Below are 25997 nucleotides of genomic sequence, written 5' to 3' on the forward strand. Positions count from 1 at the left end.
TGCCCTAAAGGGCAGGGATTCTCTTCCTCACAGAAGAGGCTTCCTGCTTCACCGCCGACCGCACCCGAGAGGGCTCGGAGTGTCTGACATCAGCTCCACAGGCATCGCCAAAGGCCACATCACCTCTGACTACGGCAAGACCTGCCGCAAGAATGTTCTTAGCCGCGTTGTGATCCCGGTCGTGCCGAGTGCGGCAACCCGGACACGACCAGTGCCGGGTAGAAAGAGACAGTTCGGCAAGCGTGTGCCCGCACACCGAACACTTCTTGGAAGACGGGTGCCAGCGGTCGATGACGACCAGCCGTCGCCCGTGGCGTTCGCACTTGTACTCCAACTGACGGCGGAACTCACCCCAACCGCAGTCAGCGATCGCCCGGTTCAGACCCCGCTTTTGGGCGACGTTGCGTCCGGGCTGGTCGACCGTTCCGGACGCCGCTGCCATCGCGCCCTTGACGTTGAGATCCTCAATCACGATGACATCGTGGTCGCGTACCAGGTGGGTGGTGGTGCGGTGAAGGAGATCGGCGCGCGCCGCGCGGACCTTGCGGTGAGCGCGGCAGATCTTCGCCTTCGCCTTGGCTCGGTTCTTCGAGCCCTTCCGGCAGCGCCCCATGCGCCGTTGATATCGCGCGAGATTCTCGGCCTTCCGCTTCAGGTGGCGCGGATTGGCGATCCGTTCTCCGTCGGAGGTGACGGCCAACTCCTTCACCCCGAGGTCGATGCCTATCGCCCGCCGGCCGGCGGGCAGCGGTTCGGGGGCATCGGCGTCCACGGCGAAGGTCACGTACCAGCGGCCGTCGCCGTCCCGCGAGACGATGACCATCGTCGGCTTGAGGGCGGCCACGTCGACCTGGTCCCAACTCCACACGAACCGCAGCGGAGCGCTGGCCTTCGCCAGCGTCAATTCGCCCCCGCGCATCCGGAACGCCGATCGGGTGAAGTGCGCCGACTGACGCGAAGCACGGGTTTTGAACCGCGGATAGCGTGCCCGTCCGGCGAAGAAGTTCTGGAAGGCGGCATGCTGATGACGAAGCGTCTGCTGCAACGGCACGCTGGAGACCTCGGCCAAGAACGCCAGGTCGGGTGTCATCTTCCAGGCCGTCAACGCCGCATCGGTCTCCTTGTAGGAAACACGGCGGCGCTCGACGCGCCACGCCCGGCTCCGTTCGGCGAGGGTCTTGTTCCACACCACGCGCACACATCCGAACGTGCGGGCCAGCAGCGCCGCCTGCTCGGGGTCCGGGTATGCCCGGCACTTGTACGCCATCCGCACAGCACAACTCTTACACACACGGTCACCATGCGTTACTCAAACGGCACGATGGCTCATCCGTCCCGACGACACGCATGCAAGGTGGCCTTCCTTCTGCAGTGGGATACCACCGCCATAGCCCGGGCGTCTGCCCGGCTAGAGAATCGGGCAGGCACCCGGAGGGGCAGGTGACCGCGGGCCGTGGCCACGGAGCGCAAGAAGATCCTGCTGCGGCTGGACCCGGCCGTGCACGACGCGCTGGCGCGGTGGGCCGGGGACGAGCTGCGCAGCACCAACGCCCAGATCGAGTTCCTGCTGCGGCAGGCGCTGGCCGACGCCGGGCGGATGCCCGGGTCGGCGGGGCGGATGCGGCGGCCGGGCCGGCCGCGCAAGGGTCCGGGCGAGCACGAGGTATCGGACGGGCACGGGGTATCGGACGGGCAGGGGGCACCGGGCGGCGAGCGCGGCCCGCTGCCCGGGGCGAGCGAGGAGTAGGCATGGTCGAGGTTCCGGACACGCTGCCGGCGAGGATGTACCTGCTGGCGTACGACCTGCGCAAGGAGAAGCTGACCGTGCGCGGCCAGGAGCTCGGGTACGTGCTGCGGGCGGCGGCGCTGACCGAGCTGTTCCTGGACGGGCGGCTGGAGGACCGGCGGGGCCGGCCGGTGCCGGGCACGCCGGGCGAGGACCCGTACGGCGTGCTGGCGCAGATCTCCGCGTCGCGCCCGCGGTCCTGGCAGCACTGGGTGCGCAAGGACGGCCGGGCCTTCGCCCGGACGGTGCGCGACGAGCTGGTGCGGGACGGCTGGATCCGGGTGCGGGGGCGCCGGAGGCTGGGGCTGTTCCCGTACGAGGAGGTCACCGTGCGGGACCCGCGCGTGGTGAAGGACCTGTGGGGCGGGGCGTCGTCGGCGCTGCGGGGGCGTCCGGTGGCGCACGTGAACAGCTACGACGCGGCGGCGGTGGCGCTGGCGGCGGCGGGCGAGCTGAAGTCGGTGCTGCCGGGGCCGGAGCGGCGGCGGCACAAGCAGCGGATCAAGGAGCTGACGGCGCGGTCGGGCCCGGCGCCGGTGGCGGCCCGCAAGGTCCTGCGCTCCCAGCGCGCCGCGATGGCCTCGGGCGCGGCGTCCGGCGGCGGCTCCTGACGGCGGCCCGGAGCGTCCGCCCCAAGGGGCGCCAGTGCGGAGACCTACAAATTTCCAAGGGTCGAACTTGTAACGGTGCCCCACCGCCGGGGCGGGCGCGGGCGCCATAGCGTTCTCGGACATGGATCCCGAACGCGTTGTCTATCCCCTGATGAAGTACGTCGTTCTCGGCCCGGCGATGCGGGTGGCCTTCCTTCCGCAAGTGAGCGGTCTGCGGAACGTGCCGCGCACGGGGCCGGTGATCCTGGCGGCCAACCACCTGGCGTTCATCGACTCGTTCGTACTGCCGCTGATCGTGCCGCGCCGGGTCCACTTCCTGGGCAAGAACGAGTACTTCACCGGGACGGGCGCGAAGGGCCAGGCGACCGCGACGTTCTTCCGCGGCGTCGGCGCGATCGCGGTGGACCGCGCGGGCGGGCGGGCGGCGTTCGACGCGCTCGACACCTGCGCGGCCGTGCTGGAGCGCGGCGACGTCTTCGCGATCCACCCCGAGGGGACCCGGTCGCCGGACGGACGGCTCTACCGCGGCCGGACGGGGGTGGCGCGGCTGGCGATGCGGACCGGCGCGCCGGTCGTGCCGGTGGCGATCAGGGGCACCGACAAGGTGCAGCCGCGCGGGCGGGTCGTCCCGAAGCCGGGCCGGATCGGGGTGCGGATCGGTCCGCCGATGCGGTTCGCGGGGCGCGACGAGGGGATGCCGCGCGGCAAGGTCGCCCGGCAGGTCACCGACGAGATCATGGAGGCGATCCAGGGCCTGTCGGGGCAGGAGTACGTGGACGACTACGCGCCGCGCCCGGCCGAGACGCCCTGACGGCGGCGGGCGCCGGGAAAACCGGTCGTGCCGCCGGCCCGCGCGCCGGTACCGTCGCCGTCCATGGACGAGCGGTTCGGCCGGTACCTCAACGTGGTCGACGTCGAGGCGACGTGCTGGGAGCGCCAGGCCCGCGGGCAGGTCAACGAGATCATCGAGATCGGGCTCTGCGTCGTCGACCTCGACGAGCGCGAACGCGTCGCGAAGCACCGGATCCTGGTGCGGCCGGAGCGGTCGGCGGTCAGCGCGTTCTGCACCGAGCTGACCGGGCTGACGCAGGACGAGGTGGACGGCGGGATCTCCTTCGCCGAGGCGTGCGCGCTGCTGGAGCGCGAGCACCGGTCGCGTTTCCGGGCGTGGGCGAGCTGGGGCGACTACGACCGCAAGCAGTTCGAGCGGCAGTGCGCCGGTGGCGTCCGGTACCCGTTCGGGCGGCGGCACACCAATGCCAAGGCCGCCTACTCCGCCGCGCACGCGCTGCCGCGCCGGCTGGGCATGGCCGGGGCGCTGCGGCACGCGGGGCTGCCGCTGGAGGGCCGGCACCACTGCGGCGCCGACGACGCGTGGAACATCGGCGCGCTCGTCCTGGACATCGCGGGGCGCGGCGCATGGCCGGGCGATGCCGGGGGGAACGCCGGGACCGCCGGGGCCCGTGGGGCTTGCGAGGACTAGGCCGGATGTTTGGGCGCGGGCGCCGGGGCACCAGTCATGGTGACGGACGCCGGAGACGACGGAGACGCGACATGGACATCAGCCTGGACCTCCTGCTCCCCCGGGAGACGGCGAGCGTCCCCGCGACGCGCAAGATCCTGGACGCGTCGTTGCAGGCCCTCGGCGTGGACGAGCACATCCGCGGCGATATCGAGATCATGCTGACCGAGGCGTGCACGAACGTGATCAGGCACGCCCGGCACGGCGACGACTACACGGTGCGCGCCGCGATCCACGACGAGCGCTGCGTGATCAAGGTGATCGACTCGGGCGGCGGCTTCGACGCCGAGCGGGTGCCCGAGCCCGACCCGGTCTCCGAGCACGGCCGCGGCCTGATGATCATGCGGTCGCTGGCCGACGACGTGCGCTTCGACTCCTACCCCGAGGACGGGGCGCTCGTCGCGCTGGAGAAGCACCTGGACTACGCCGCGGGCAGCATCGGCGGGCGGCTCGCCGAGCACGCCCCGAAGCCCTGACCGGGAGCCCGGTGGGCGGGGGCCGGCCGGTCCCCGCCCACCGGGTCACCGCCGGACCCGCAGCACGAGCACCGCGACCAGCAGCGCGGCGGCGGCGAAGCCCGCGCCGGTCGCGAACGCGGCGTCCATGTCCCGCAGGAGCGCGGCCGTGTCGGCGTGCTCGGAGCCGAAGACCGTGACCATCACCGCCGAGCCCAGCGACCCGCCCGACCACAGCATCGTCTGCGCGACGCCGGAGGCGGCGCCGGAGTCCGCGGGGTCCACGCTGCCGAGGATCGTCGCGTTCAGCGGCATGATCGACAGGCCGCCGCCCGCGCCCATCAGCATGAACGGGCCGAGCACCCCGGCCGCGTACCCGTCCCCCGGGGAGAGCCGGGTCAGCCACAGCAGCCCGGCCAGGGCGCAGGCCATGCCGGCGATGATCAGGACGCGGGCGCCGAACCGGTGCAGCAGGCGCGGCGCGGCGCGGACCGTCACGAACTGGAGCCCGACGAACGGCAGGAACGCCGCGCCGGCCTTGAGCGGCCCGTAGCCGAGGACCTGCTGGAGGTAGAGGGTGCAGAAGAAGAACGCGCCGAAGTTCGCCCCGACCACCAGCAGCTGACACAGGTAGGACGCGGCGCGGTCGCGCCCGGTGAGCAGCCACAGCGGCATGACGGGCTGCGCGACGCGGCGCTCGACGACGACGAACCCGGCCAGCAGGACGGCGGCGGCGCCGAACGCGGCGAGCGCCGGGCCGTCCCCCCAGCCGTCCGAGCCGGCCCGGATCAGCGCGTAGACGAGCGCGGTCATGCCGCCGGTGGACATCACGGCGCCGGTCACGTCGAAGCGTCCCGGGCGGCGGGCCGTCTCGGCGAGCACGCGCGGGGCGAGCAGCGCCAGCACGACGCCGACCGGCACGTTGACGAAGAAGACGAGCCGCCAGGACGCGGCCTCGGTGAGCACGCCGCCGACCAGCATGCCGACGGCGGCGCCCGCGCCGGTGACGGCGGAGAAGACGCTCAGCGCGCGGAGCCGGGCGGGCCCCTCGAAGTTGGTGGCGATCAGCGCCATGGCGCTCGGCGCGGCGACGGCGGCGGCGACGCCCTGCGCGGCGCGCGCCGCCAGCAGCCACCAGCCGGCGTCCGCGAACCCGCCGAGCAGGGACGCGGCGGTGAACAGCGCGATCCCGGCCGCGAACGTGCGGCGGCGGCCGAACACGTCGCCGACGCGCCCGCCGAGGAGGAGCAGGCCGCCGAATGCGAGCATGTAGGAGTTCTGGACCCAGGCGAGGCCCCCGGTCGACAGGCCGAGGCCCGCCCGCAGGTCCGGGAGCGCGATGGTGACGACGGAGGTGTCGAGGCCGATCATGAGCTGGCAGCCCACGATGACGGCGAGGACGGCCCCTGGACGATGATGGGGGCGGGGACCGGCCGGCGGAGCGGCGGGCTCCTGCGGCGCGGCCGTCCGACCGTGCGGTGCGGCGGGCAAGGCGAACCTCCGGAACAGAGATTAGGGAACGGCGACGTACACTATGCGGGAAACGTACCACCGATCGGCACGAGAGAGAACGTCCGCGTTCACTATTTTCGGGAGGGCGCGGTGAGCCCGGCCACCCGCAGGCGCGGCGACGCGCTGGAGGCGGCGATCTACGGCGCGGTGTTCGAGCAGCTCGAAGCGGTCGGCTACCGGAAACTGACCATGGAGGGCGTCGCCGCCGCCGCCCGCACCGGCAAGGCCGCGCTCTACCGGCGCTGGCAGTCCAAGGACGAGCTCATCACCGACGCGCTCAAGCACGCGCTCCCCGAACCGCCCGCCCAGGAGCCGACCGGCGACGTCCGCGCGGACGTCCTGCGGCTGTGCCGGGCCTTCCGCGAGACCATCATCGCCTGCCACGGCGCGCCGATCCGGGTGCTCAAGGAGGAGACCGGCGGCGCCGATGGCAAGGGGCTCATGCACGACGTCGTGAAGTCGCGGCTGAGCGAACCGCTCAAGGAGGCGCTGTACCGGGTGCTCGTGGACGGCGCCGAGCGCGGCGCGGTCCGGCCCGGGGCCGCCACCCGGCAGGTCGCCAACGTCGGCCCCGCGATGATCGTGTACCACACGCTCACCGAGTCGTCCGAGGTCACCGACGCGTTCATCGTCGCGCTGGTCGACGACGTCATCATGCCGATGCTCCGCCCCTGACCGGGCGGAGCACCGGGGCGGCCGCGCGCCGGCGGCGGGCCCGCCGCGCGGGTCAGGGCGCCGGACGCGGGACGGCGGCGCCGTCGAGGTCGGCGGCGCCGGGAGCGGCGGGCAGGATGAGCTGCCGGCGCGGGTAGGGGATCTGGATCCCCTCCTCGCCGAACCGGCGGTGCAGCCGCTTGACGAACTCGTGCTTGATCCTGAACTGGTCGCCGAACTCGCCCGTCCGCAGGATCACGGTGAAGCCGATCCCGGATTCGGCGAAGGTGTGGAAGCGCACCAGCGGCTCGGCCTCCTTGACACCGCCCTCGACCTCGTTCATCACCTGCTCCCCGACCTCCACGACCACCTTCTCGACGTGTTCCAGGTCGCTCTCGTAGGCCACGCTCGCCTGGATCAGCAGCGACATGTCCTGGGCGGGCCGGTGGTAGTTGGTGAGGATCGAGTCGGAGAACCGCGCGTTCGGGATGACCTCGATGTTGTCCGACAGCGTCCGGATGGAGGTGTTGCGCCAGTTGATGTCGACGACGTACCCCTCCTGGCCGGTGCTCAGCTTGATGTAGTCGCCCGGCTCGATGGTCTTGGACGCCAGCACGTGCACCCCCGCGAACAGGTTGGCGAGGGTGTCCTGCAAGGCCAGCGCCACCGCCAGGCCGCCGACGCCCAGCGCCCCGAGCAGCGGGGAGATCGAGATCCCGAGGCTCTGCAGCATGACGAGCACGCCGAGGCCCATCACCACCACCCGGGTGATGTTCGCGAAGATCGTCACGTTCGCGGCGACACCCTGCCGGGCGGACGCGACGGAGCCGACCACCCCCGCGATCAGCCGCGCCAGCGCCAGCGACACCACCAGGATCGTCGTGGCCGTCAGCACCCTGGCCGAAACGTCCAGCGTGCCGCGCCGCAACTCCAGGACGTTCGCCGCGATCCACGCGCCGCCGAGCACCGCGACCGGCACCGCCAGGTCCCGCACCAGCCGCGCCGCGAGGTCGTCCCAGGCCCAGCGGGTGTCCCCGGCCCGGCTGAGCAGGCGGCCGGTGAGCAGCCGCAGCACCACCGCGATCACCAGGGCGACGACCATCACGACGGCGGCGGCGACGACCCGTTCCCAGCTCACCCCGTCAAAGGCGTCCATCGATCCCTCTCCCGAACGGCTCGCGCCGCCCGTTCATCGGCAACGCGCAACCTTGCCGCAAACCGCCCTCGATCGTAGTGAAACCCCACAACTCTGCGAGACACCTCACAGCCATGCCCCCGTCCCCCGGCGGATACGATCGATCAAGTGGTAGCCGTGGAGAGAATGCGCCGGCTCGGGGTCACGGCGCTCGGACTGCGGAACGGCCCCCATAAGGTGACGGTCGACCGCGACCTGAAGGTCCCGGCCGCCGACGGGGTGACGCTGCTGGCCGACCGGTACGCGCCCGCCGACGTCGAGCGGGCGCCGGTCGTGCTCGTCCGCTCGCCGTACGGGCGGCGCGGGCCGTTCGGGCTGATGTGCGGGCAGGCGTTCGCCTCGCACGGCTTCCAGGCCGTGGTGCAGAGCGTGCGCGGCGGCTTCGGCTCCGGCGGCGTGTTCGAGGCGCTCGACGAGCGCGAGGACGGCCTGGCCACCATCGCCTGGCTCAAGGACCAGCCGTGGTTCGGCGGATCCTTCGCCATGCACGGGCCGAGCTACCTCGGCTACGTCCAGTGGGCCGTCGCCGCGGAGGCCGGGTCCGCACTGAAGGCCCTGTCGATGCAGGTCACCGCGTCCACGTTCCGCGACGCGATCAACGTCGGCGGGACGTTCGCGCTGGAGTCCCTGCTGATCTGGGTCGACCTCACCGCCCGGATGAAGAACTCCCTGTCCGGCATCACCACCGGCATCATGTCGCCGCGCCGGGCCCGGCGCGCCGCGCTGTCGGGGCGCCCGCTCGCCGAGCTCGACCGGCTCGCGACGGGCGAGCAGCAGCGGTTCTTCCAGGAGCTCCTGGTCAACGGCCCCGACACCCCGTTCTGGGACAAGCGCGACTTCAGCCCCACCGTCTCGCGGGTGGACGCGCCGGTGAACATGACCGGCGGCTGGTACGACATCTTCCTGCCGTGGCAGCTCAAGGACTACGCCGCCCTCCGCGCCGCCGGGCACCGCCCCTACCTCACCATCGGCCCCTGGTTCCACGCCGACCAGCGGATGATGCGCGGCTCGGTGGCCGAGTCCGTCAAGTGGTTCCGCGCGCACCTGCTGGACGACCCGTCCGGCCTGCGGGAGCAGCCCGTCCGGCTGCTGGTGACCGGCGTGGACGAGTGGCGCGAGTTCCCCGACTGGCCCGTCCCCGGCATGCGCGAGGAGCGCTGGCACCTGCAGCCCGCCGGCGCCCTCTCCCCCGACCAGCCGCCCGAGTCCGAACCCGACACCTACCGGTACGACCCCGAGCACCCGACGCCGTTCCTCGGCGGCCCCACCCTGCTCGGCGAGACCCACCCCGTCACCGACCAGCGCCGCCTCGAGCGCCGCCGCGACGTGCTCGTCTACACCTCGCCGGTGCTGGACGACGACCTGGAGATCATCGGCCCGGTCACCGCGGACCTGCACATCCGGTCGAACCGGGAGCACACCGACTTCGTCGTCCGGCTCTGCGACGTCGCCCCGGACGGCGAGTCCCGCAACCTGTGCGAGGGCATGCGGCGGCTCGTCCCCGGCACCCCGGAGACCGGCGAGGACGGCGTCCGCCGCGTCACCGTCGAGCTGTGGCCGGCCGGTCACCGCTTCCTGCGCGGCCACCGCGTCCGCGTCCAGGTCGCCAGCGGCGCCTACCCCCGCGTGGCCCGCAACCCCGGCACCGGCGCCCCCATCGGCACCGCCACCGAGATGCTCACCGCCGACCAGGAGATCCTGCACACCCCGGACCATCCGAGCGCCGTCGTCCTCCCGGTGGTGCCCGCCTCCTGAGCGGCGCGGCGGAGCGGGGGCGCGCTACTTGCGGGCTCTCAGGGCCTCCAGGGCCTTGTCGGCGTGGGTGTTCATGCGGACCTCGCTCTTGACGACGGCGAGGACGCGGCGGTCGGTGTCGATGACGAACGTCTGGCGTTTGGTGGGCATGAGGGCGAGGCCGCGCTTGACGCCGAAGCGGGCGCGGACGGTGCCTTCGGGGTCGGAGAGCAGGGGGTAGGCGAAGGAGTGCTTCTCGGCGAACTCCTTCTGCTTGGCGACCGCGTCGGCGCTGACGCCGACGGGGTGCGCGCCGACCTCGGCGAGCTCGGCGACGAGGTCGCGGAAGTGGCAGGCCTCGGCGGTGCATCCGGGGGTCATGGCGGCCGGGTAGAAGAACAGGACGACCGGGCCCTGTTCCAGCAGGCCGGTCAGGGTGCGCGGTTCGCCCGTCTGGTCGGGCAGTTCGAAGTCGTCAACGACGTCACCGACGTTCATGCGACGACGGTAGCCCCGCGGCGCGGTCGGCGGGACGGCGGGGCGGGTCGAGGAGCGCGGCGATGCGGCGCGGGGTCCAGGCGCCGCGGGCGCCGGGACGGGCGGCGAGGTAGCCGGCGGCGCGGGCGGGCGCCCAGCCGTGCGCCTCGTGCAGGCCGTGGCCGAGCATGGTGAGGTACGGCGCGGACGGCGCGTTCAGCTCGGCGGCGGACGCGGGCTGCGGCGCGGTGAACGTCAGCATCGGGTGGCCGCCCCGCTCGCCGACCCTGACGATCGTCTCGTAGCGGCCGGGGCCGACGCGCTGGCGGCCGTGCGCGACGGCCTCCGACAGGTCGTGGTCGGTGCCGACGTCGCGGCGCATCTCCTGCGACATCACGTCGCAGAACTGGCGGCGGGTCAGCAGGTAGGCGCGGGCGGCGGCCCGTCCGGGCAGGGCCGGGTCGTAGAAGGCCATGCCGCCGCCCCACACCTGGGACGTCAGCGCGAAGTAGATGCCGCCGGGCACCGTGACCGACAGCTCGGCGCGGGGGGGCCGGGGGTCGCGGCAGCCGGTGTAGCGGCGGGCGCCGCCGGCGGGCCGGCCTCCGGACAGGTAGCAGGCGAACCTCTCGTGGAAGAGGTTCGAGCCGTACGCGACGTACCAGAGCGAACTTTCGTCCATCCCTTCCAGTATCCACGCTGGTGAGGGGCGGCGGCGGGGGCGCGATGGGGAGAGCGTTCCGATTCGCGAGGTTTGACGGGGAGAGCGGCCGGAAATAGTCTCAGCGAGTCAGGTGTCTACGACGCAGATACCTCCAGGCTTCCCCTGTGTTGTCCCGGAGGATACGTCATGCACCGCACGCTGAACATCGCTCTCGTGTCCGCCTCCGACCTTGACGGCGAACACCTGCAGTCAGTCCACGTCCGGGATCTCGCCCGTTCCCTCGCCCGCGGTGACGCGGGCCACCAGGTGACGGTGTACGCCCGCCGCCAGGACGAGGACGCCCGCGGCCGGGTCCGGCTCGGCCCCGGCGCGACCCTGGTGCGGCTGGACGCCGGCCCGGCGCGCCCGCTGTCCGACGACGAGCTGCTCCAGCACGTCCGCGACCTCGCCGACGAGCTGCGGCACCGCTGGTCCGGCGCCGGCCGCCCCGACCTCGTGCACGCGCACGGCTGGATCGGCGGCCTCGCCGCCTGCGCCGTCGCCCGCGAGCTCGGCATCCCCTTCGCCCAGAGCTACCACGGCGTGGCCGCCGCCGAGCGGCGCGCCGGCCGCCCCGTCCACCCGCACCGCGACCGGCTGGAGAAGGCGATCGGCCGCGGCGCCGACGTCGTCATCGCCGGGCACGCCGAGGAGGCGGGCGCGGTGGTCCGGATGGGCGTGCCGCGGCCGTCGGTCGCGGTGGTCCCCTACGCCGTGGACGCCGAGCAGTTCGCGCAGGTCGGCCCGGCGATGCCGCACGGCGACCGGGACCGGCTGGTGATGGTCTGCGACGACCTGGAGACCGGCGACGTGGCGACCGCGCTGCGCGCGCTGGTGCACGTGCCCGGCGCCGAGCTGGCCGTGGCGGGCGGTCCCGCCCGCGAGGACCTGGAGAACGACGCGGTCGTGCACCGGCTGATGATGCTGGCCAAGGAGCTGCACGTCGCCGACCGCGTGATCTTCCTCGGCCGGCTGCCGCGCAAGTCGCTGCCGAAGCTGCTGCGCACCGCGAGCCTCGCGCTGTGCCTGACCCCGGCGCAGCCGTCCCCCGCGGCGCCGCTGGAGGCCATGGCCTGCGGCGTGCCGGTGGTGGCGACGCCCGCCGGCGGCAACACCGACGAGGTGCTCGACAAGATCACCGGCCTGCACGTGCCGGCCGGGCGGCCCGCGATGATCGGCCGCGCGGTGCGCCGGCTGCTCGGCGAGGAGACCACGCTGCACGGCTACTCGATCGCGGCGGCGGACCGGGCCCGGTCCCGCTACTCCTGGGACCGGATCGCGGCCGAGACGCTGCGCGCCTACGAGCGGGTGCTGCCGGTCCCCGAGCCGGAGCCGTCCGCCGAGGCGGCGGAGGACGAGACGGAGCCCGAGGCCGAGAGGATCCCCGCCCTCGCCGGCTGACGCCTCCGTCCACGACGGGCCCCGGATCCGCCCCCGCCGGATCCGGGGCCCGTCACTGTGCGCGGAGGGCGCGGGCGGAACGCGCGAAGGGCCGCGGCATGCCGATCGGAGGTCGTGTCTTCGCAGGTCAGAGGGCATGTTTTCGCAGACCGCCGGGTATCGCTACGCACTGTGAACACTCTTCGACGCATTGAGATCGGCTGGCCCGTGCTGGGCGTCACCGTGCACGCCGACCTGGACGAACGCAACGCCGTGCTCGCGGACGCGCTCTGGGACGCGCTGCCCTACCGGAGCCTCCAAGGCCACGCCCTCATCGCCGGCCATCACCTCTACCACGTCGCGCCGGTCCACGAGGTGCTGCACCTGCCAGCGGCGTACCGGGTGGACCGGCGGACCGTGCCGGACGGCACGCTGTTCTGCTCGCGGCTCCAGCACCTCGGCATCAAGTACGGCGAGCTGACCGAGCCGATGGCGGCGACGCCGATCGGGCAGGTCGTCCCCGGCGACCTGGACGCCCTCACCGACGCGGGGCGGGCCGTGTGGGAGTCGGTGTACTCCTCCAAGAAGCCGGTGGTGGCGGAGGTGCGCCGGGCCGGGGAGCCGGGCGGGCACCGGCTGCCGCGGCTGCACGCGGCCGATCCGGAGATGGACGCGCTGGCCGGCGACGTGCACGCCGAGACCGAGCGGATCTGGCTGGACCCGCCGCGCGAGCTGGCCGACCTGCACGACGGGCGCATCGCCTCGCGCGCCGGCACGCACGGGACCGTGCTGACGACGCTGCTGTTCGTCAACGGCGAGACGCGCCCGCTGGGCTACAACGCCTACAGCGGACTCGTCCGGCTGGCGCACGAGGGGATGCCGCTGGAGTCGCTGCGGATGGCGGCCCGCGCGATGATCGCGGTGCCGGCGGAGTTCCTCGCCTACTGCGGCCTGGAGACGCTGGGCGCGTTCACCGAGCGGCTGCTGGACGGCCTGGACCGGCTCGCGACGCGCCAGGACTTCGCCGCGGTGCTGGCGCACATGGCGCTGTACGTCAACTGCCTGGGCGGCTGGAACCTGCACCTGTTCCCGTGGAGCGTCGGCGACCATCTGCGGCAGGCCGGGGCCGCGTCGTGAGCCGCGGGCCGGCGGCGGTGATCGGCGGCGGGGTCGTCGGGCTGTCGGCCGCCTGCCATCTGGCCGAGGCGGGCGTCGAGACCGTGCTGCTGGAGCGCGGCGCGCTGGGGTCGGGCGCGTCCCGCGCGACGGCGGACGTCGTCCGCACCTACTTTCCCGGCAATCCGGTCAGCTCGGCGATGGCCGTGCGGAGCCTGGCCGCCTACCGGACGTTCGCGAAGCGGTCCGGGAGGGCGGTCCCGCTGCGGCCGGTCGGATACCTCGTGCTGTTCGGCGAGCCGGAGCAGGTCGCGGCGTTCGAGGCCGACCTCCCGGCGCAGCGCGCCGCCGGCGTGGACGTGCGGCTGATCGACGCCGACGAGGCGCGGCGGCGCAACCCGCTGCTCGGCGACGTCCCGCTGCTGGCGGCGGCGTGGTCACCGGACGCGTACGTGTCGGACACCGCGGCGATCGTCGGCGGGTTCGCCGCGGCGGCGCGGCGGGCGGGCGCGGAGCTGCGGACGGGCTGCCCCGTCAAGGCGGTCGACATCGCGTCCGGCCGGCTGGAGACCGGCGACGGCCCGCTCACCGCCGCCGCCGTCGTCTGCGCGGCCGGCGCCTGGTCGGCTCCGCTGGCCCGCGCGGCCGGGGTGGAGCTGCCGCTCGGCGACCCCGTCGAGCAGGAGCTGCTGGCCTGCGGGCCGCCGCCGTCCGGGGAACCGGTGCCGGACGTCCCGATGACGCTGCACGCGGCGAGCGGCCTGCTCGTGCGCAAGCGCGGTGACGGGCTGCTGGTCGGCATGGGCTATCCGGGGCCCGACCGGGACGGGTGGCGGGCGCGGGTGCGCGAGCGGCTCGCCGCCGTGTACCCGGCGCTGGCCGGTGCGGAGGTGCGGACGGCGTTCACCGGCGTCCGCGACGCCAGCCCGGACCGGACCGAGTTCATCGGCCGGCTGCCGGGCGAGACGCCGTTCCTGTACGCGGCGGGGTTCTCCGGGCACGGCCTGTGCACCGCGCCCGCCGCCGGCGAACTGGTCCGCGACCTGTACTTCGGCCGGACGCCCGACTTCGATGCCGGGCCGCTCGCCGCGACCCCGGAACGGGTGTGACGGCCATGGCCCTGACGACGGAGGAGCCCGCCCGTTTCGTCCTCGATCCGGCGACGCGGGACGTGCACGGGGACAACGAGCGGTTGCGGCGGGCCGGGGCGCTGGTGCCCGTCGAGATCGAGGGCGTCCGGGCGTGGGCGGCGGCGCGGTACTCGGCGCTGGAGGCCGTCCTCGCCCATCCGGACCTTTCCCGGGACGTCCGGCACTGGTCGGCGGAGGGCCGGCGGTCGCTGTGCCCGGCCGGCACGCTCGCGCAGGTCGTCCTCGCCCGGACGATGCTGAACGCCGAGGGGGACGACCACCGGCGGCTGCGCGGCCCGCTGTCGCCGCTGTTCTCGGCGCGCCGGGTCGCCGCGCTGCGGCCCCGCGTCGAGGCGGTGACCGCGGACTTCGTCGACCGGCTGGCGGAGCTGCCGCCCGGCCCGGCCGACCTGCGGCGGGAGTTCGCCTACCCGCTGCCCTGCGACGTCATCTCCGACATCATGGGCATCCCGCGCGAGAGGCGTGCGGTGCTGCACGAGCACGGGCACGTGCTCGCCACCACCCGCGGCGACGCGGCGGAGCTGACCGGCGCGCGCACCGCGCGCGACGCGGTGATCCGCGAGGTCGTCGACGAGCGGCGGCGGAACCCGGCCGGCGACCTGATCAGCGAGCTGGTCGCGCTGGAGGGCCGGGAGCTGACCGCCGGGGAGGTGTTCGACACCGTCCAGGAGGTGTTCGTCGCGGGGCACGCGACGACCGTCAACCTGATCACCAACGCGGTCCGGCTGCTGCTGTCCCGCCCGGACCAGCTCGGCCTGGTGCGCTCGGGCGCCCGGCCGTGGAGCGCGGCGGTGGAGGAGGCGCTGCGGCTGGAGCCGCCGCTGCGCCACTTCCCCATGCGGTACGCGACGCGGGACGTGGAGATCGGCGGCGTCACCGTGCGCCGCGGCGAGGCCGTCCTCGCCTGCTTCGCCGCGGCCGGGCGGGACCCGGACCGGTACGGCGACCGCGCCGCGCGGTTCGACCTGGCGTCGGACGCGCCGCAGCACCTGTCCTTCGGGCACGGCCCGCACTTCTGCCTCGGCGCCCCGCTCGGCAGGCTCGTGGGCGAGGTCGCGCTGGCGGCGCTGTTCGAGGCGTTCCCCGGCATCGCGCTCGCGGCGGCGGAGGACGAGCTGCGCCCGGTGCCGTCGGTGCTCGCGGTCGGCACCACGTCCCTGCCGGTGCTGCTCGGCGGGCGGGCCCGGTGACCGGCGGGCTCGGGCCCGCGCTGCTGGACGGCCTGCGGGCGGCGGGCCCGCGCGAGGCGCTGGTGCACGGCGGGCTGCGGCTGTCGGGCGACGACGTCCTGGAGATGGTGTCGGCCGCCGTCGCCCGGCTGACCGAACGCGGCGTCCGCCCGGGCGACACGGTCGCGTGCCTGTACGGCGACGGGACGGAGTCGCTGCTCGGCCGGATCGCCGCGGTCGCCCTCGGCTGCCCGTTCGTCCAGGTGTGGAGGGGCGTGCCGGTCGAGGTCGCCGTGCGGGCGCTGCGGGCGCTGGACGCGTCCGTCCTGCTGTACGCGCCCGGCCGGCGCGACGACGTGCAGCCGCTGCTGGCGGCCTGGCCGATGCGCGTCCGGCAGGCCCTGGACGACGAGCTGTTCCTCTCGCCGGCGCCCGGCCCGGTCGGCGAGCCGCATCCCGCCGATCCCGGCGCCGTCTCCTTCGCGACGTTCAGCAGCGGGACGACCGGCCCGAGCAAGATCGTGGCGTACGCGCACCGGACCGAGGCCGCGCACCTGGCCGCCGCGCGGGCCATGTTCGGCCCGCCTCCCTGGCGGCTGCTGGTCACCCCGCGCGCGGGCTACCTGCGGAAACTGTTCGCGCTGTGGACGCTGGCGGGCGGCGGCACCGCGATCCTGGAGCCGGCCGGGCCGCCGGCGCGGCTCGCCGAGGCGATCGAGCGGGAGGCCGCGACGCACCTGATGGCCGGCCGCCCGGCCGACCTGTACGCGCTCGCCGAGCATCTGGAGGACGCGCCCGCCGACCTGACGGCGCTGCGGCTGATGATCTACGGCGGCGCCGCCGCGGTCCCCGCCCGCACCGCGCGGGCCGCCGGGCGGCTGGGCCCGCTGCTCATGCAGAACTACGGGACGACCGAGAGCGGGTTCCTGACCGTCCTGGAGCCGCGCGACCACGCCCGTCCCGAACTGCTGATGTCGGTGGGGCGGGCCGCGCCGGGCGTCGAGCTGCGCGTCCGCGCCCCGGACGGGACGGACCTGCCGCCCGGCGAGGCCGGCGAGGTGTGGGTCCGGTCGCCGCAGCGGATGATCGGTTACGTGGACGACGACTCCCGCACGGCGGCGGCGGTGCGGGACGAGTGGGCGCGCACCGGCGACGTCGGCCGGATGGACGGCGACGGGTACCTGTTCCTGCTCGACCGGACCGAGGACCGGCTCCCGGACGGCCTGTACGCGCACCCGATCGAGCACGTCCTGACCGGCCACCCCGCCGTGCTGGACGCCGCCGTGTTCGCGCTCCCCCACGCCTCCGGGCGCGTCCTGGCGGGCGCGGTCGTCGGGCGGGACGGGCGGCGCGTCGATCTCGACGGGCTGCGCGCGCTGGTCCGCGGGTCGCTCGGCGAGCGGTGCGAGCCGCACCGGCTCTGGGTGGTCGACGAGCTGCCCCGCACGCCCGGCGGCAAGCCCGACAAGGCGGCGCTGGCCGCGCGGTTCGCCGCCGGCACCGACGCGGGCGCGGGCGCAAGCACGGGCGCCCCGGGGCGGCCGTCCGCCCCCTGATCGTTCCGGGCCCGGAACATCCCGATCGCTGGGATACTGTGCGGGATGACGGAAGGGGGCGGCGGGTGCTGATCGGCAGGACCGCCGAACTGGCGGAGCTGACCGCCGCGCTCGACCGGGCCGCCGCGGGCGGCGCCGCCGTCGTGCTGGTGAGCGGCGACGCCGGGGTCGGCAAGACGCACCTGGTGTCCGCGCTCACCGCCACCGCCCGCGAGCGGGGCTGCGCGGTGCTGGTCGGGCAGTGCGCCGAGCTGGGCGAGAGCATGCCGTACCTGCCGCTGGCCGACGCGCTGTGGACCGCGTCCCGCGGCACCGGCGCCGAGGCGGCGGACGTCCGCGCCGCGCTGGAGGAGCGCCCGGTGCTGCGGGGGCTGCTCCCCGACGGCGAGGGCGGCCCCGACGCGGCGTCCGAGCTCGGCCAGCAGCAGCTGTTCGGCGCGGTGCTCGGGATGCTCGGCGCGCTCGGCGCGCAGACCGGCGAGGCGGACCGGCCCGTCCTGCTCGTGCTGGAGGACCTGCACTGGGCGGACCGGTCGACCCGGCACCTGCTGACCTTCCTCAGCCGGGTGCTGTCGCGCGAGCGGGTCTGCCTGGTCGGCACCTACCGCTCCGACGACCTGCACCGCCGCCACCCGCTGCGGCCGGTGGTCGCCGAGCTGCTGCGGCTGCCGACCGTGACCGGCGTGGAGGTCCGGCCGTTCGGGCCGGGCGAGACCGCCGAGTACCTGGCCGGGCTGGCGGGCGGCGGGGCGCCGGTGACCGCCGAGACGGTCGAGCGGGTGTACCGGCGCTCGGAGGGCAACGCCTTCTACGCCGCCGAGCTGTACTCGGCGGCGAGCACCGGCGAGGAGCTGCCCGCCGGCCTGGCGGACCTGCTGCTGTCGCGGGTCGAGCGGCTGTCGGACGGCGCGCAGCGCGTCGTGCGGGTCGCCGCGGTGGCCGGGCGGCGCATCGACGACGAGCTGGTCCGCCGGGTGGCGGGCCTGGACGAGGCCGCGGTCGGGGAAGCGCTGCGCGAGGTCGTCTCGCACCAGCTTCTCGTCCCGGCGGGCATCGGGTACTCCTTCCGGCACGCGCTGCTGCGCGAGGTCGTCTACGCCGACCTGCTGCCGGGCGAGCGGACCCGGCTGCACGCCGACTTCGCCCGGCTGCTCGCCGCGGCGCCGGCGGACGGGCGTCCGGGCGAGCGGGGCGGGTCGGCCGCGGAGCTGGCGCACCACAGCCTCGCCGCGCACGACCTGCCGACCGCGTTCGCCGCGTCGGTGCGGGCGGGCCGCGAGGCCGAGCGGCTCGGCGCGCCCGCCGAGGCGTTCGAGCACTACGACCGGGCGCTGGAGCTGTGGGAGGCGGTGCCGGACCCCGAGGAGGCCGCCGGCACCGACCGGACGGGGCTGTCCCTGGACGCCGTCCGCACCTCGGGGCGGTCGGGCGAGCAGCGCCGGGCGGTCTCCCGGCTGCGCCGGATGCTCGACCTGGCCGACCCGGCGGACGTGCCGCTCGGCGCCCGGCTCCGCGACCGGCTCGCCGAGTACCTCGGCGACATCGACGAGGACGACGAGTCGCAGGAGATGGCCCGCGCCGCCGTGGCGATGCTGCCGGAGGACCCGCCCACGGCCCAGCGCGCCGCCGCCCTGGCCACCTACGCGCGCACCCTGCTGTACCAGGACGAGCACGGCGAGATGCCCGCGCTCGCGGAGCGGGCCATCGAGCTGGCGCGCGCGACCGGGGCGGCGGGCGCCGAGGCGAGCCTGCTGGTGACGCTCGGGGTCTTCCGGGAGTCGCGGGAGGCCGCCACCGGCGTCGCCGAGGTGTTCGCGCGGGCCCGCGACCTGGCGCTGCGGGAGGGCCGCCAGGTGGTCGCGCTGCGCGCCGCGTTCCACTACGCCCGGACGAAGTTCGACCGCGGCGACCTGGCCGGCGCGACCGCCGCCGCCGACGAGGCCGTGAAGTGGACGCTCGACAGCGGCCTCGGCTGGAGCACCTACGGCACCGTCCTGCGCTGCATGCGGTACCTGATCCACTACACGTCCGGGGACTGGGCCGAGGCGAACCGGCTCGCCGAGGACTTCGGCATCCGGGTCACGCGGACGGCGGAGGCGCAGGTGTCGGCGTACGCGCTGTTCACCGAGGTCGCCCAGGGCAGCCCGGCGGTCGCCGAGCGGCTGCGCTGGATCGCGCCGCTGTGGGGGCGGGACGCGTTCCTCACCTACGTCGCGCGCGGCCTGGCCGCCGAGCACGCGCTGTGGAACGGCGACCCCGACGCCGCCGCCGAGCAGGTCGAGCGGACGCTGCGGGAGAGCGTCTACACGCTGGAGGCCCCCGTCATCCGCCTCGCGGCGACCGGCCTGGCGGCGCAGGCCGAGCGGGCGGCCCGCGCCCGCGCCGCCGGCGACGAGGAGACCGTCCGCGCCGCCGTCCGGATCGGCGACGACCTGATCGGGCGGGCCCGCACCGCCGCGACGACCACCTCCGGCGGACAGCCCCGCGCCTGGCTCGGCGTCGAGGGGCACGCCTGGCTGGCCCGCGCCGAGGCCGAGCGGCGCCGCCTGGACGGCGTGCTCGACGTGGACCTGTGGCGCAAGGCGGCCGACCTGTTCACCTACGGCGACCCGGACGGCGGGTACGTCTACGAGGTGGCGCGGTCGCGGTGGCGGCTCGCGGAGGCCCTCGCCGAGAGCGGCGACCGGGAGGCCGCCGCGGCCGAGTGGCGGCCGGCGGTCGCGACCGCCGAGCGGCTCGGCGCCGCGCCGCTGCTGGCCGCGCTCCGCGACCTCGGCTCCCGCGCCCGGCTGGACACCGGCCGGCCCGCCGCGCCGGGCCCGTCCGGGCCGTTCGACGCGCTGACCGCGCGGGAGCGGGAGGTGCTGAAGCTGGTCGCGGAGGGCCGCAACAACAAGCAGATCGCGGCGGCGCTGTTCATCTCCCCGAAGACGGCGAGCGTGCACGTCTCCAACATCCTCGCGAAGCTGAACGTCACGGGCCGCACCCAGGCCGCCGCCCTGGCGCTCCGCGAAGGCCTGTGAAAAGGGACCCGGAATCAGGCCTTGAGCAATTCCCGCGGTTTGGGTAGGTTCTTCTCCGTGACTGCCGGGTCGGCCATGGGCCACGAGCGAGAGAGGCACCCGGCCTCCGAGTGAGCCGGGGGCGGGCGCGCAGCCCGCCCGCCCATCGCACTTCCTCCTTCTTCCGCATCGTACGACGTCAGCGGCGTGCCCGCCGGGCGCCGCACGCGGACACACCCCTTTTCGCACGCCATTTTGCGTGCCGTTTCCGCATGCCGTTCAACGGCGTGCGCCCAGTTTCTTTCACGATCGATTCGCCATGCCCGGAAACAGAGAGGACGACCACCGCAGAATGGATTTCAACCAGCAGGTCATCGAGGAGTTCCGCGCCAACGCCGGCCGGGTCGGCGGGCCTTTCGAGGGCGGCCGGCTGCTCCTGCTGACCACCACCGGGGCGCGGTCGGGCACCCGGCACACGACGCCGCTCGGCTACCTGCCGGACGGTGTCGGGCGCGTCCTCGTCATCGCGTCGGCGGGCGGGTCGCCGAAGCACCCCGCGTGGTTCCGCAACCTCGTCGCGAACCCCCGCGTGACCGTGGAGAGCGGCGCGTTCACGTACGAGGCGGACGCGGTCGTCCTGGAGGGCGGCGAGCGCGACCGGGCGTTCGCGCGGGCCGTCGAGGCCGACCCCGGGTGGGGCGAGTACGAGGCGAAGTCCGGCCGAACGCTGCCGGTCGTCGCGCTCGTCCAGGTCGCGGAGGGGCCGCCGACCGGGCCGGAGCGGCCGGGCGACCTGCTCGTCGCGGTGCACGACGCGTTCCGCGACGAGCTGCGGCGGATCCGGGCGGAGGCCGCCGCGTCCGGGCCGGTGCTCGGCGCGCAGCTGCGGGTCAACTGCCTGGTCCTGTGCCAGGGCCTCGGCGACCACCACGCGGGCGAGGACCTGATGCTGTTCCCGGGCGTCGAGGGCGACCGCCCCGACCTGGCGCCGGCGCTGGCGCGGATGCGCCAGGAGCACGAGGCCATCAAGGCGATCGTGGACGACCTGCGGGCCGTCCTCGCCGCCGGCGCTCCCGACCGCGCGGCGCTCGCCGCCGAGGTCGACCGGCTCACCGCCGATCTGGAGGGACACCTGGACCGGGAGGAGGAGGTGCTCGTCCCGGTCCTGAACGCCCCCGCGCGGTAGGTCAGAGGAGGCCGCGGCCGGTGATGAGCGGGAGGTCGAGCGCGGTGAGCAGGCCGGGGGGTGCCGCGATCACCGCGGGGACCGCGTTGACGAGGCGCATCGCGGTCGCCTTCAGACCGGCGGTGTTGTGGTCGCCGTCGCCGCCGAGCAGCTGGAGGTCGACGGTGTAGTCCGGCTCGCCGCGCACCTCGACCCGGTAGCAGCCGGCGCCCGCGGGCTGCGGCCAGTCCGGGGCGAGGTCGTCGCGCAGCCGGGTGACGTGCTCCAGGACGATCACGGGCTCGCCGCCGCGCATCCCGCGCACCTCGAAGCGCAGCGCGGCGGCGGTGCCCTTCTCGACCGTCCCGGCGGAGACGTCGAAGGTCTCGGGGGCGGGCAGCCGGGTGTGCTGCTCGGTGACCTCGTCCAGCTCCACGTCGAGGCCGGCGGCGAGCTGCCGGACGACGCTGCCCCACGCCATGGTGAGCACGCCGGGCTGCAGGAGCATCGGCGTATCGTCCAGGGACCGGCCGAACCCCATCACGTCGAACAGGATGGTGCCCTGGTCGTAGGTGGCGTAGTTGAGGATCTCCATGCAGCGGACCTGGTCGATCCGCTCGCTGATGCCGGTGACCGCGAGGGGCAGCGCGTCGTTGGCGAAGCCGGGGTCGATGCCGTTGACGAACAGCGACGCGCCGCCCGCCTCGGCCGCCGCCCGCACCGGATCGGACATCTCCGGCGGGACGACGCCGTCGGGGAACTGCAGGAACACCGGGCTGCTGGACACGACGTTGACCCCGGCGCGCAGGATGCGGCACAGGTCGTCGATCGCCTCCATCAGCCGGACGTCGGCCATCGAGGTGTAGACGACGCAGTCGGGGCGCAGCGCGAGCAGCTCCTCCTCCGACCCCGACGCGGCGACGCCGAGGGTGCGGCCGAGCCCGGCCAGCTCCCCGGCGTCCTTGCCGATCTTGGCCGGGTTGGACACCCACACCCCGGCCAGCTCCAGGTCGGGGCGGGCGTCAATGCCCGCGATGGCGTGCCGGCCGACGTTGCCGGTGCTCCACTGGACGACGCGGTAGGTCACAGGTCCTCCAGGCCGAGGTCGAGGTTCGGGACGTCGATGCCGCCGTCCACGCGCAGCAGGCTGCCGGTGACGTAGGCGGACGCGGGCGAGGCGAGGTAGAGGACGGCCGCCGCGACGTCCTCCGGGTCGCCGATGCGGCCGAGCGGGGTGCCCTTCTCCATCTGGGTGCGCAGCTCGTCGTTGGTCATCACGATGTCGAGCGCGGACGTGGCGACGGAGCCGACGGCGACCGCGTTGACGCGGATCCGCGGCGCGAGGTCGGTGGCGGCGAGCCGGGTGTAGTGCGCGAGGGCGGCCTTGGCGGTGCCGTAGGCGAGGTAGCCGCGCCCGGCGACCCGTCCCAGGACCGAGGAGATGTTGACGACGGCGCCCTGGACGGACGCGGTGGCCGACTCCAGGATGTGCGGCACGGCGGCGCGGGTCAGCGCGTGCGCGGTGCTCACATTGAACTGGAACGCGTTCTCGAGGTACTGGGGCGTGGTGTCCAGGAAGGCGTTCGGGATCGTGCCGCCCATGTTGTTGACCACGATGTCGAGGCGGCCGAGGCCGTCGACGGCGCGGGCGGCCAGGTCGGCCGCCGCGTCCGGCGCGCTGAGGTCGGCGGGGACGACCAGGGCGCGCCGGCCGGCCGCCTCGATCTCCGCCGCCACCTTGCGCAGCTGTTCCTCGGTGCGGGCGGACACGACCACGTCCGCGCCCGCCTGCGCGAGCGCCACGGCGGCCGCCGCGCCGATCCCGCGGCCCGCCCCGGTCACCACCGCGACCCTGCCATCGATTCGGAACCGGTCCTGGATCACCGGCGTCACCTCCGGTCGCTCGCCCGTGGCCGCCCAGCCTAGACAGGAACTAGAACCTGTTTCAATACCGCGCCGCGGCGGGAACCGGCGGGTGATCCGCGCACACCGGGGGCGGGAGATCTTCACGGGTCGATCGTTATTTCGGCTACTGGCCGCGCCGCGGCGGGCCTGCAATTGTCTTCTCTCGTGGGCGCCACCGTGCCGGCGCCGGGGAAGGAATTCCATCCGTGGACAAGGGCTATGAGCTCTACTGCATCGCGGACAGGCTCTTTTACGATGTCCCGCCGATCTCCCGTGAATCCGATTTCGCGATTTCACGGCGGCCGTTGCCCGAGGGCTGGGAACAGGAGCGCGGGGACGAGTGGACGGTGTACGTCCCGCCCGTCCGGCGGACTCCCCTGCAGGGCTGGAAAGTCCATGTGACGGGCTGCGCGGAAAGCGCGGACAAGGTGCTCGAGCACACCTGGGACTACTGCGTCGCCCAGGGCCTGGAATTCAAGCATCTGCGCGCCCCGGGAACGCTGCGGACACGGAACGCCAAGTACGCGCCGCGCGGCGCGAGCGGCAAGCTCGTCACGGTCTACCCCGAGAACGAGGCCGAGCTGGAGCGGGTGCTCGCCGAGCTGGGCGCCCGCGTGGCGGGCCTGCCCGGCCCCTACATCCTCAGCGACCTGCGGATAGGCGACGGGCCGCTGCACGTGCGCTACGGCGGGTTCGCCGAGCGGCGGTGCCTGGACGGGCGCGGCGAGCTCGTCGCCGCGCTGGAGAACGGCGCCGGCGACCTCGTCCCCGACGTGCGCGGTCCCGTCTTCAGCGTGCCGGAATGGGTGACGCTCCCCCGCTGCCTGGAATCGCACATGGCCGCCCGCTCGGCCACGACGACGACCGGCCTCCCCTACCGCATCGAGAAGGCACTGCATTTCTCCAATGGCGGAGGAGTCTATGCCGGAACGGACACCCGGACCGGCGCCAAGGTCGTCCTGAAAGAGGGCCGTCCCTACGCCGGTCTCGCCGCGGACGGCGCCGACGCCGTGGAGCGCCTGGAACGCGAGCGCCTGACCCTGGAACGGCTGGAAGGGATCGACGGGGTTCCCCGGGTACTCGATTCCTTCACGCTCGGAGAGCACCATTTCCTGGTCCTCGAGTTCATCGAGGGAAAACCGCTCAACGGCTTCTACGCGACGCGCCATCCCATGCTCGACCCGGACCCCGACCCCCGGAAGTTCGCGGACTACACCGCGTGGGCGCTGCGGGTGCACGAGGGCGTCGAGCGCGTCGTGGCGGCCGTGCACGGGCGCGGCGTCGTCTTCAACGACCTGCACATGTTCAACATCATGGTCCGCCCGGACGACTCCGTCGCGCTGATCGACTTCGAGACGGCGGCGCCCGCCGCCGACCGGGGCCGGCAGACCCTCGCCAGCCCGGCGTTCCTGGCGCCGCGCGACCGGCGCGGCGTCGAGGTCGACCGGTACAGCCTGGCCTGCCTGCGGCTCGCCCTGTTCGTCCCGATGACCACCCTGTTCGTCATCGACCGCGGCAAGGCCCGGCATCTCGCCGACATCGCGGCCCGCTACTTCCCGGTGCCCCGCGCGTTCCTGGACGAGGCGGTCGCGGAGATCACCCGTGACCTGCCGCCCGCCCCCGCGCCGGCGTTCGCGCCCGGCCCGGCCGGCTGGAAGCGCGCGCGGGAGGCCCTGACCCGGGCGATCCTGGCGAGCGCCACGCCGGGCCGGACCGACCGGCTGTTCCCCGGCGACGTCGAGCAGTTCGGCAAGGCGCGGCTCGGGCTGGCGCACGGCGCCGCCGGCGTCCTGTACGCGCTGGAAGCGACCGGCGCGGGCCGCCATCCCGACCACGAGGAATGGCTGGCGGACCGCGTCGCCGACCCGCCGCGCGGGACCGGGTTCGGCCTGTACGACGGGCTGCTCGGCGCCGCCTACGTGCTCGCGCGCCTCGGCCGCACCGACGCCGCGCTCACCGCCGCCGGCCACTGCCTGAACGAGCGCTGGGAAGGGCTCGGCGGCGACCTGTTCGGCGGCCTGCCGGGCGTCGCGCTCGTCCTGGACGACCTCGCCGACCGCACCGGCGACACCGGCCTGCGCGACGCCGCCCGCCGTGCCGTCCGGATCGTCGCGGACCGGGCGGCGGCGGAGCGCAGCCCGCGGCCCGGCCTCATGCACGGCGGCGCGGGCGCGGCGCTGATGTTCATCCGCCAATACGAGCGGACCGGCGACACCGCGCTGCTCGACCTGGCCGCCGCCGCGCTCCGCCGCGACCTCGCGGGCTGCGTCGACGACGGCCAGGGCGCGCTATTCGTCGACCAGGGCTACCGGATCATGCCCTACCTCGCGCTCGGCAGCGCCGGCATCGGCCTGGTCCTGGACGACTACCTCGCGCACCGCCGCGACGAGGAGTTCGAGCGGGCCCGCGAGGCCGTCCGGCTCGCCGCGGCGGCCCGGTACTACGCGCAGCCGAGCCTGTTCGGCGGGCGCGCCGGGATGCTGCTGTACCTCGCCCGCCAGGACCGCGACGACCCGCGCGTCGCCCGGCACGTCCGCGACCTCGGCTGGCACGCGCTGCCGTTCGGCGGCGGCCTGGCGACGCCCGGCGAGAACCTCTTCCGGCTGTCCATGGACCTCGCCACCGGCACCGCCGGTGTGCTCCTCGCGCTCGGCGCGGCGTCGCACGACGCCCCGGCCGGGCTGCCGTTCCTGGCGACGGCCCCCCGACCCCCCGCGGAGTCCTCCGCGGCGGCCACCTCTATCCAGCCCGAAAGGGGGTGACGGAACATGGCGCTCCTCGACCTTCAGGGAATGGAGTCGGAGCACAACGGCGGCGGCGGCAAGAGCACGCTGAGCCTGCTCTGCGACAGCGCGGCCAGCATCCTGCTGTGCCTGTGACGCACGACGCGGCCGCGGCCCCCGG

At 74.6% G+C, this 25997-nt stretch carries 23 protein-coding genes; 16 read left to right on the forward strand and 7 right to left on the reverse strand.

Annotated features, from left to right (window positions below; all coding sequences use genetic code 11):
* Positions 1-4: 4 nt before the first annotated feature.
* The gene (locus tag ACA514_RS02725) at positions 5-1273 is read right to left on the reverse strand and encodes an RNA-guided endonuclease InsQ/TnpB family protein (protein ID WP_375039350.1); all 1269 of its coding nucleotides are present in this window, start codon (positions 1271-1273) and stop codon (positions 5-7) included.
* Positions 1274-1453: 180 nt separating this feature from the next.
* Between ACA514_RS02725 and ACA514_RS02730 the strand changes: the two genes are divergently transcribed.
* The 5 genes from ACA514_RS02730 to ACA514_RS02750 all read left to right on the forward strand — a co-directional run bounded on the left by ACA514_RS02730 (position 1454) and on the right by ACA514_RS02750 (position 4395).
* Positions 1454-1747 (forward strand): hypothetical protein, encoded by a 294-nt coding sequence (locus ACA514_RS02730; RefSeq protein ID WP_375039351.1) that lies wholly within the window; start codon positions 1454-1456, stop codon positions 1745-1747.
* A gap of 2 nt (positions 1748-1749) precedes the next feature.
* On the forward strand, positions 1750-2397 hold the full coding sequence (locus tag ACA514_RS02735; RefSeq protein ID WP_375039352.1) for a GPP34 family phosphoprotein: 648 nt from the start codon (positions 1750-1752) through the stop codon (positions 2395-2397).
* 151 nt (positions 2398-2548) lie between these two features.
* Complete coding sequence (locus ACA514_RS02740; protein WP_375039353.1) at positions 2549-3208, forward strand: lysophospholipid acyltransferase family protein; 660 nt, start codon at positions 2549-2551, stop codon at positions 3206-3208.
* A 63-nt stretch (positions 3209-3271) separates the two neighbouring features.
* Entirely contained in the window at positions 3272-3880 is a 609-nt protein-coding gene (locus ACA514_RS02745) for an exonuclease domain-containing protein (RefSeq protein WP_375039354.1), read from the forward strand.
* 71 nt (positions 3881-3951) lie between these two features.
* Positions 3952-4395: an ATP-binding protein gene (locus tag ACA514_RS02750; RefSeq protein WP_375039355.1), complete on the forward strand. Its 444-nt coding sequence runs from the start codon at positions 3952-3954 to the stop codon at positions 4393-4395.
* A 45-nt stretch (positions 4396-4440) separates the two neighbouring features.
* On the opposite strand, the gene ACA514_RS02755 is transcribed toward ACA514_RS02750, so the two are convergent.
* Positions 4441-5865, reverse strand: a complete 1425-nt coding sequence (locus ACA514_RS02755) for an MFS transporter (protein ID WP_375039356.1) — start codon at positions 5863-5865, stop codon at positions 4441-4443.
* A 111-nt stretch (positions 5866-5976) separates the two neighbouring features.
* Between ACA514_RS02755 and ACA514_RS02760 the strand changes: the two genes are divergently transcribed.
* Positions 5977-6561, forward strand: a complete 585-nt coding sequence (locus ACA514_RS02760) for a TetR-like C-terminal domain-containing protein (RefSeq protein WP_375039357.1) — start codon at positions 5977-5979, stop codon at positions 6559-6561.
* Positions 6562-6613: 52 nt separating this feature from the next.
* Here ACA514_RS02760 and ACA514_RS02765 read toward each other — a convergent pair whose 3' ends face one another.
* Positions 6614-7696 carry a mechanosensitive ion channel family protein gene (locus tag ACA514_RS02765; RefSeq protein ID WP_375039358.1) on the reverse strand — a complete coding sequence of 361 codons (1083 nt, stop codon included), beginning with the start codon at positions 7694-7696 and terminating at the stop codon, positions 6614-6616.
* Between the two features lie 165 nt (positions 7697-7861).
* On the opposite strand from ACA514_RS02765, the gene ACA514_RS02770 reads away from it, so the two are divergent.
* Positions 7862-9490 carry a CocE/NonD family hydrolase gene (locus tag ACA514_RS02770; protein ID WP_375039384.1) on the forward strand — a complete coding sequence of 543 codons (1629 nt, stop codon included), beginning with the start codon at positions 7862-7864 and terminating at the stop codon, positions 9488-9490.
* Positions 9491-9514: 24 nt separating this feature from the next.
* Here ACA514_RS02770 and ACA514_RS02775 read toward each other — a convergent pair whose 3' ends face one another.
* Together ACA514_RS02775 and ACA514_RS02780 are read right to left on the reverse strand one after the other, a co-directional pair.
* Positions 9515-9967 (reverse strand): peroxiredoxin, encoded by a 453-nt coding sequence (locus ACA514_RS02775; RefSeq protein WP_375039359.1) that lies wholly within the window; start codon positions 9965-9967, stop codon positions 9515-9517.
* Positions 9954-10628, reverse strand: coding sequence for a histone deacetylase (locus tag ACA514_RS02780; RefSeq protein ID WP_375039360.1), 675 nt, complete (start codon positions 10626-10628; stop codon positions 9954-9956). Before ACA514_RS02780 ends, ACA514_RS02775 begins: the two co-directional genes overlap by 14 nt.
* 168 nt (positions 10629-10796) lie before the next feature.
* Here ACA514_RS02780 and ACA514_RS02785 point away from each other — a divergent pair, with 168 nt between their 5' ends.
* The 7 genes from ACA514_RS02785 to ACA514_RS02815 all read left to right on the forward strand — a co-directional run bounded on the left by ACA514_RS02785 (position 10797) and on the right by ACA514_RS02815 (position 21209).
* A complete protein-coding gene (locus ACA514_RS02785; protein WP_375039361.1) occupies positions 10797-12050 on the forward strand; it encodes a glycosyltransferase in 1254 nt (417 codons plus the stop codon).
* 171 nt (positions 12051-12221) lie between these two features.
* Positions 12222-13166: a hypothetical protein gene (locus ACA514_RS02790; protein WP_375039362.1), complete on the forward strand. Its 945-nt coding sequence runs from the start codon at positions 12222-12224 to the stop codon at positions 13164-13166.
* Positions 13163-14254 (forward strand): NAD(P)/FAD-dependent oxidoreductase, encoded by a 1092-nt coding sequence (locus tag ACA514_RS02795; RefSeq protein ID WP_375039363.1) that lies wholly within the window; start codon positions 13163-13165, stop codon positions 14252-14254. Before ACA514_RS02790 ends, ACA514_RS02795 begins: the two co-directional genes overlap by 4 nt.
* A gap of 5 nt (positions 14255-14259) precedes the next feature.
* Complete coding sequence (locus tag ACA514_RS02800; RefSeq protein ID WP_375039364.1) at positions 14260-15486, forward strand: cytochrome P450; 1227 nt, start codon at positions 14260-14262, stop codon at positions 15484-15486.
* The gene (locus tag ACA514_RS02805; RefSeq protein ID WP_375039365.1) at positions 15483-17021 is read left to right on the forward strand and encodes a class I adenylate-forming enzyme family protein; all 1539 of its coding nucleotides are present in this window, start codon (positions 15483-15485) and stop codon (positions 17019-17021) included. Before ACA514_RS02800 ends, ACA514_RS02805 begins: the two co-directional genes overlap by 4 nt.
* 65 nt (positions 17022-17086) lie before the next feature.
* Positions 17087-20044 (forward strand): BREX system ATP-binding domain-containing protein, encoded by a 2958-nt coding sequence (locus ACA514_RS02810; RefSeq protein WP_375039366.1) that lies wholly within the window; start codon positions 17087-17089, stop codon positions 20042-20044.
* Between the two features lie 298 nt (positions 20045-20342).
* On the forward strand, positions 20343-21209 hold the full coding sequence (locus ACA514_RS02815) for a nitroreductase/quinone reductase family protein (protein WP_375039367.1): 867 nt from the start codon (positions 20343-20345) through the stop codon (positions 21207-21209).
* A gap of 1 nt (position 21210) precedes the next feature.
* Here the strand turns inward: ACA514_RS02815 and ACA514_RS02820 are convergent, their stop codons facing one another.
* Positions 21211-22275, reverse strand: coding sequence for a dihydrodipicolinate reductase (locus ACA514_RS02820; RefSeq protein ID WP_375039368.1), 1065 nt, complete (start codon positions 22273-22275; stop codon positions 21211-21213).
* Positions 22272-23072: an SDR family oxidoreductase gene (locus ACA514_RS02825; protein WP_375039369.1), complete on the reverse strand. Its 801-nt coding sequence runs from the start codon at positions 23070-23072 to the stop codon at positions 22272-22274. Before ACA514_RS02825 ends, ACA514_RS02820 begins: the two co-directional genes overlap by 4 nt.
* A 227-nt stretch (positions 23073-23299) precedes the next feature.
* On the opposite strand from ACA514_RS02825, the gene lanKC reads away from it, so the two are divergent.
* Positions 23300-25855, forward strand: coding sequence for a class III lanthionine synthetase LanKC (gene lanKC / locus ACA514_RS02830; protein ID WP_375039370.1), 2556 nt, complete (start codon positions 23300-23302; stop codon positions 25853-25855).
* Between the two features lie 6 nt (positions 25856-25861).
* On the forward strand, positions 25862-25972 hold the full coding sequence (locus tag ACA514_RS02835) for a SapB/AmfS family lanthipeptide (RefSeq protein WP_285919784.1): 111 nt from the start codon (positions 25862-25864) through the stop codon (positions 25970-25972).
* Positions 25973-25997 lie beyond the last annotated feature (25 nt).

The organism is Actinomadura sp. NTSP31, from assembly GCF_041951385.1.
GTDB classification, from domain to species: Bacteria; Actinomycetota; Actinomycetes; order Streptosporangiales; family Streptosporangiaceae; genus Spirillospora; species Spirillospora napierensis.

Excerpts from the sequence above, each read along its gene's own strand:
- ACA514_RS02735 (WP_375039352.1), top strand. The coding sequence starts at position 1,750 with ATGGTCGAGGTTCCGGACACGCTGCCGGCGAGGATGTACCTGCTGGCG.
- ACA514_RS02740 (WP_375039353.1), top strand. The coding sequence starts at position 2,549 with ATGAAGTACGTCGTTCTCGGCCCGGCGATGCGGGTGGCCTTCCTTCCG.
- ACA514_RS02745 (WP_375039354.1), top strand. The coding sequence starts at position 3,272 with ATGGACGAGCGGTTCGGCCGGTACCTCAACGTGGTCGACGTCGAGGCG.
- ACA514_RS02750 (WP_375039355.1), top strand. The coding sequence starts at position 3,952 with ATGGACATCAGCCTGGACCTCCTGCTCCCCCGGGAGACGGCGAGCGTC.
- ACA514_RS02765 (WP_375039358.1), bottom strand. The coding sequence starts at position 7,696 with ATGGACGCCTTTGACGGGGTGAGCTGGGAACGGGTCGTCGCCGCCGCC.
- ACA514_RS02770 (WP_375039384.1), top strand. The coding sequence starts at position 7,862 with ATGCGCCGGCTCGGGGTCACGGCGCTCGGACTGCGGAACGGCCCCCAT.
- ACA514_RS02775 (WP_375039359.1), bottom strand. The coding sequence starts at position 9,967 with ATGAACGTCGGTGACGTCGTTGACGACTTCGAACTGCCCGACCAGACG.
- ACA514_RS02780 (WP_375039360.1), bottom strand. The coding sequence starts at position 10,628 with ATGGACGAAAGTTCGCTCTGGTACGTCGCGTACGGCTCGAACCTCTTC.
- ACA514_RS02785 (WP_375039361.1), top strand. The coding sequence starts at position 10,797 with ATGCACCGCACGCTGAACATCGCTCTCGTGTCCGCCTCCGACCTTGAC.
- ACA514_RS02800 (WP_375039364.1), top strand. The coding sequence starts at position 14,260 with ATGGCCCTGACGACGGAGGAGCCCGCCCGTTTCGTCCTCGATCCGGCG.
- ACA514_RS02815 (WP_375039367.1), top strand. The coding sequence starts at position 20,343 with ATGCCCGGAAACAGAGAGGACGACCACCGCAGAATGGATTTCAACCAG.
- ACA514_RS02835 (WP_285919784.1), top strand. The coding sequence starts at position 25,862 with ATGGCGCTCCTCGACCTTCAGGGAATGGAGTCGGAGCACAACGGCGGC.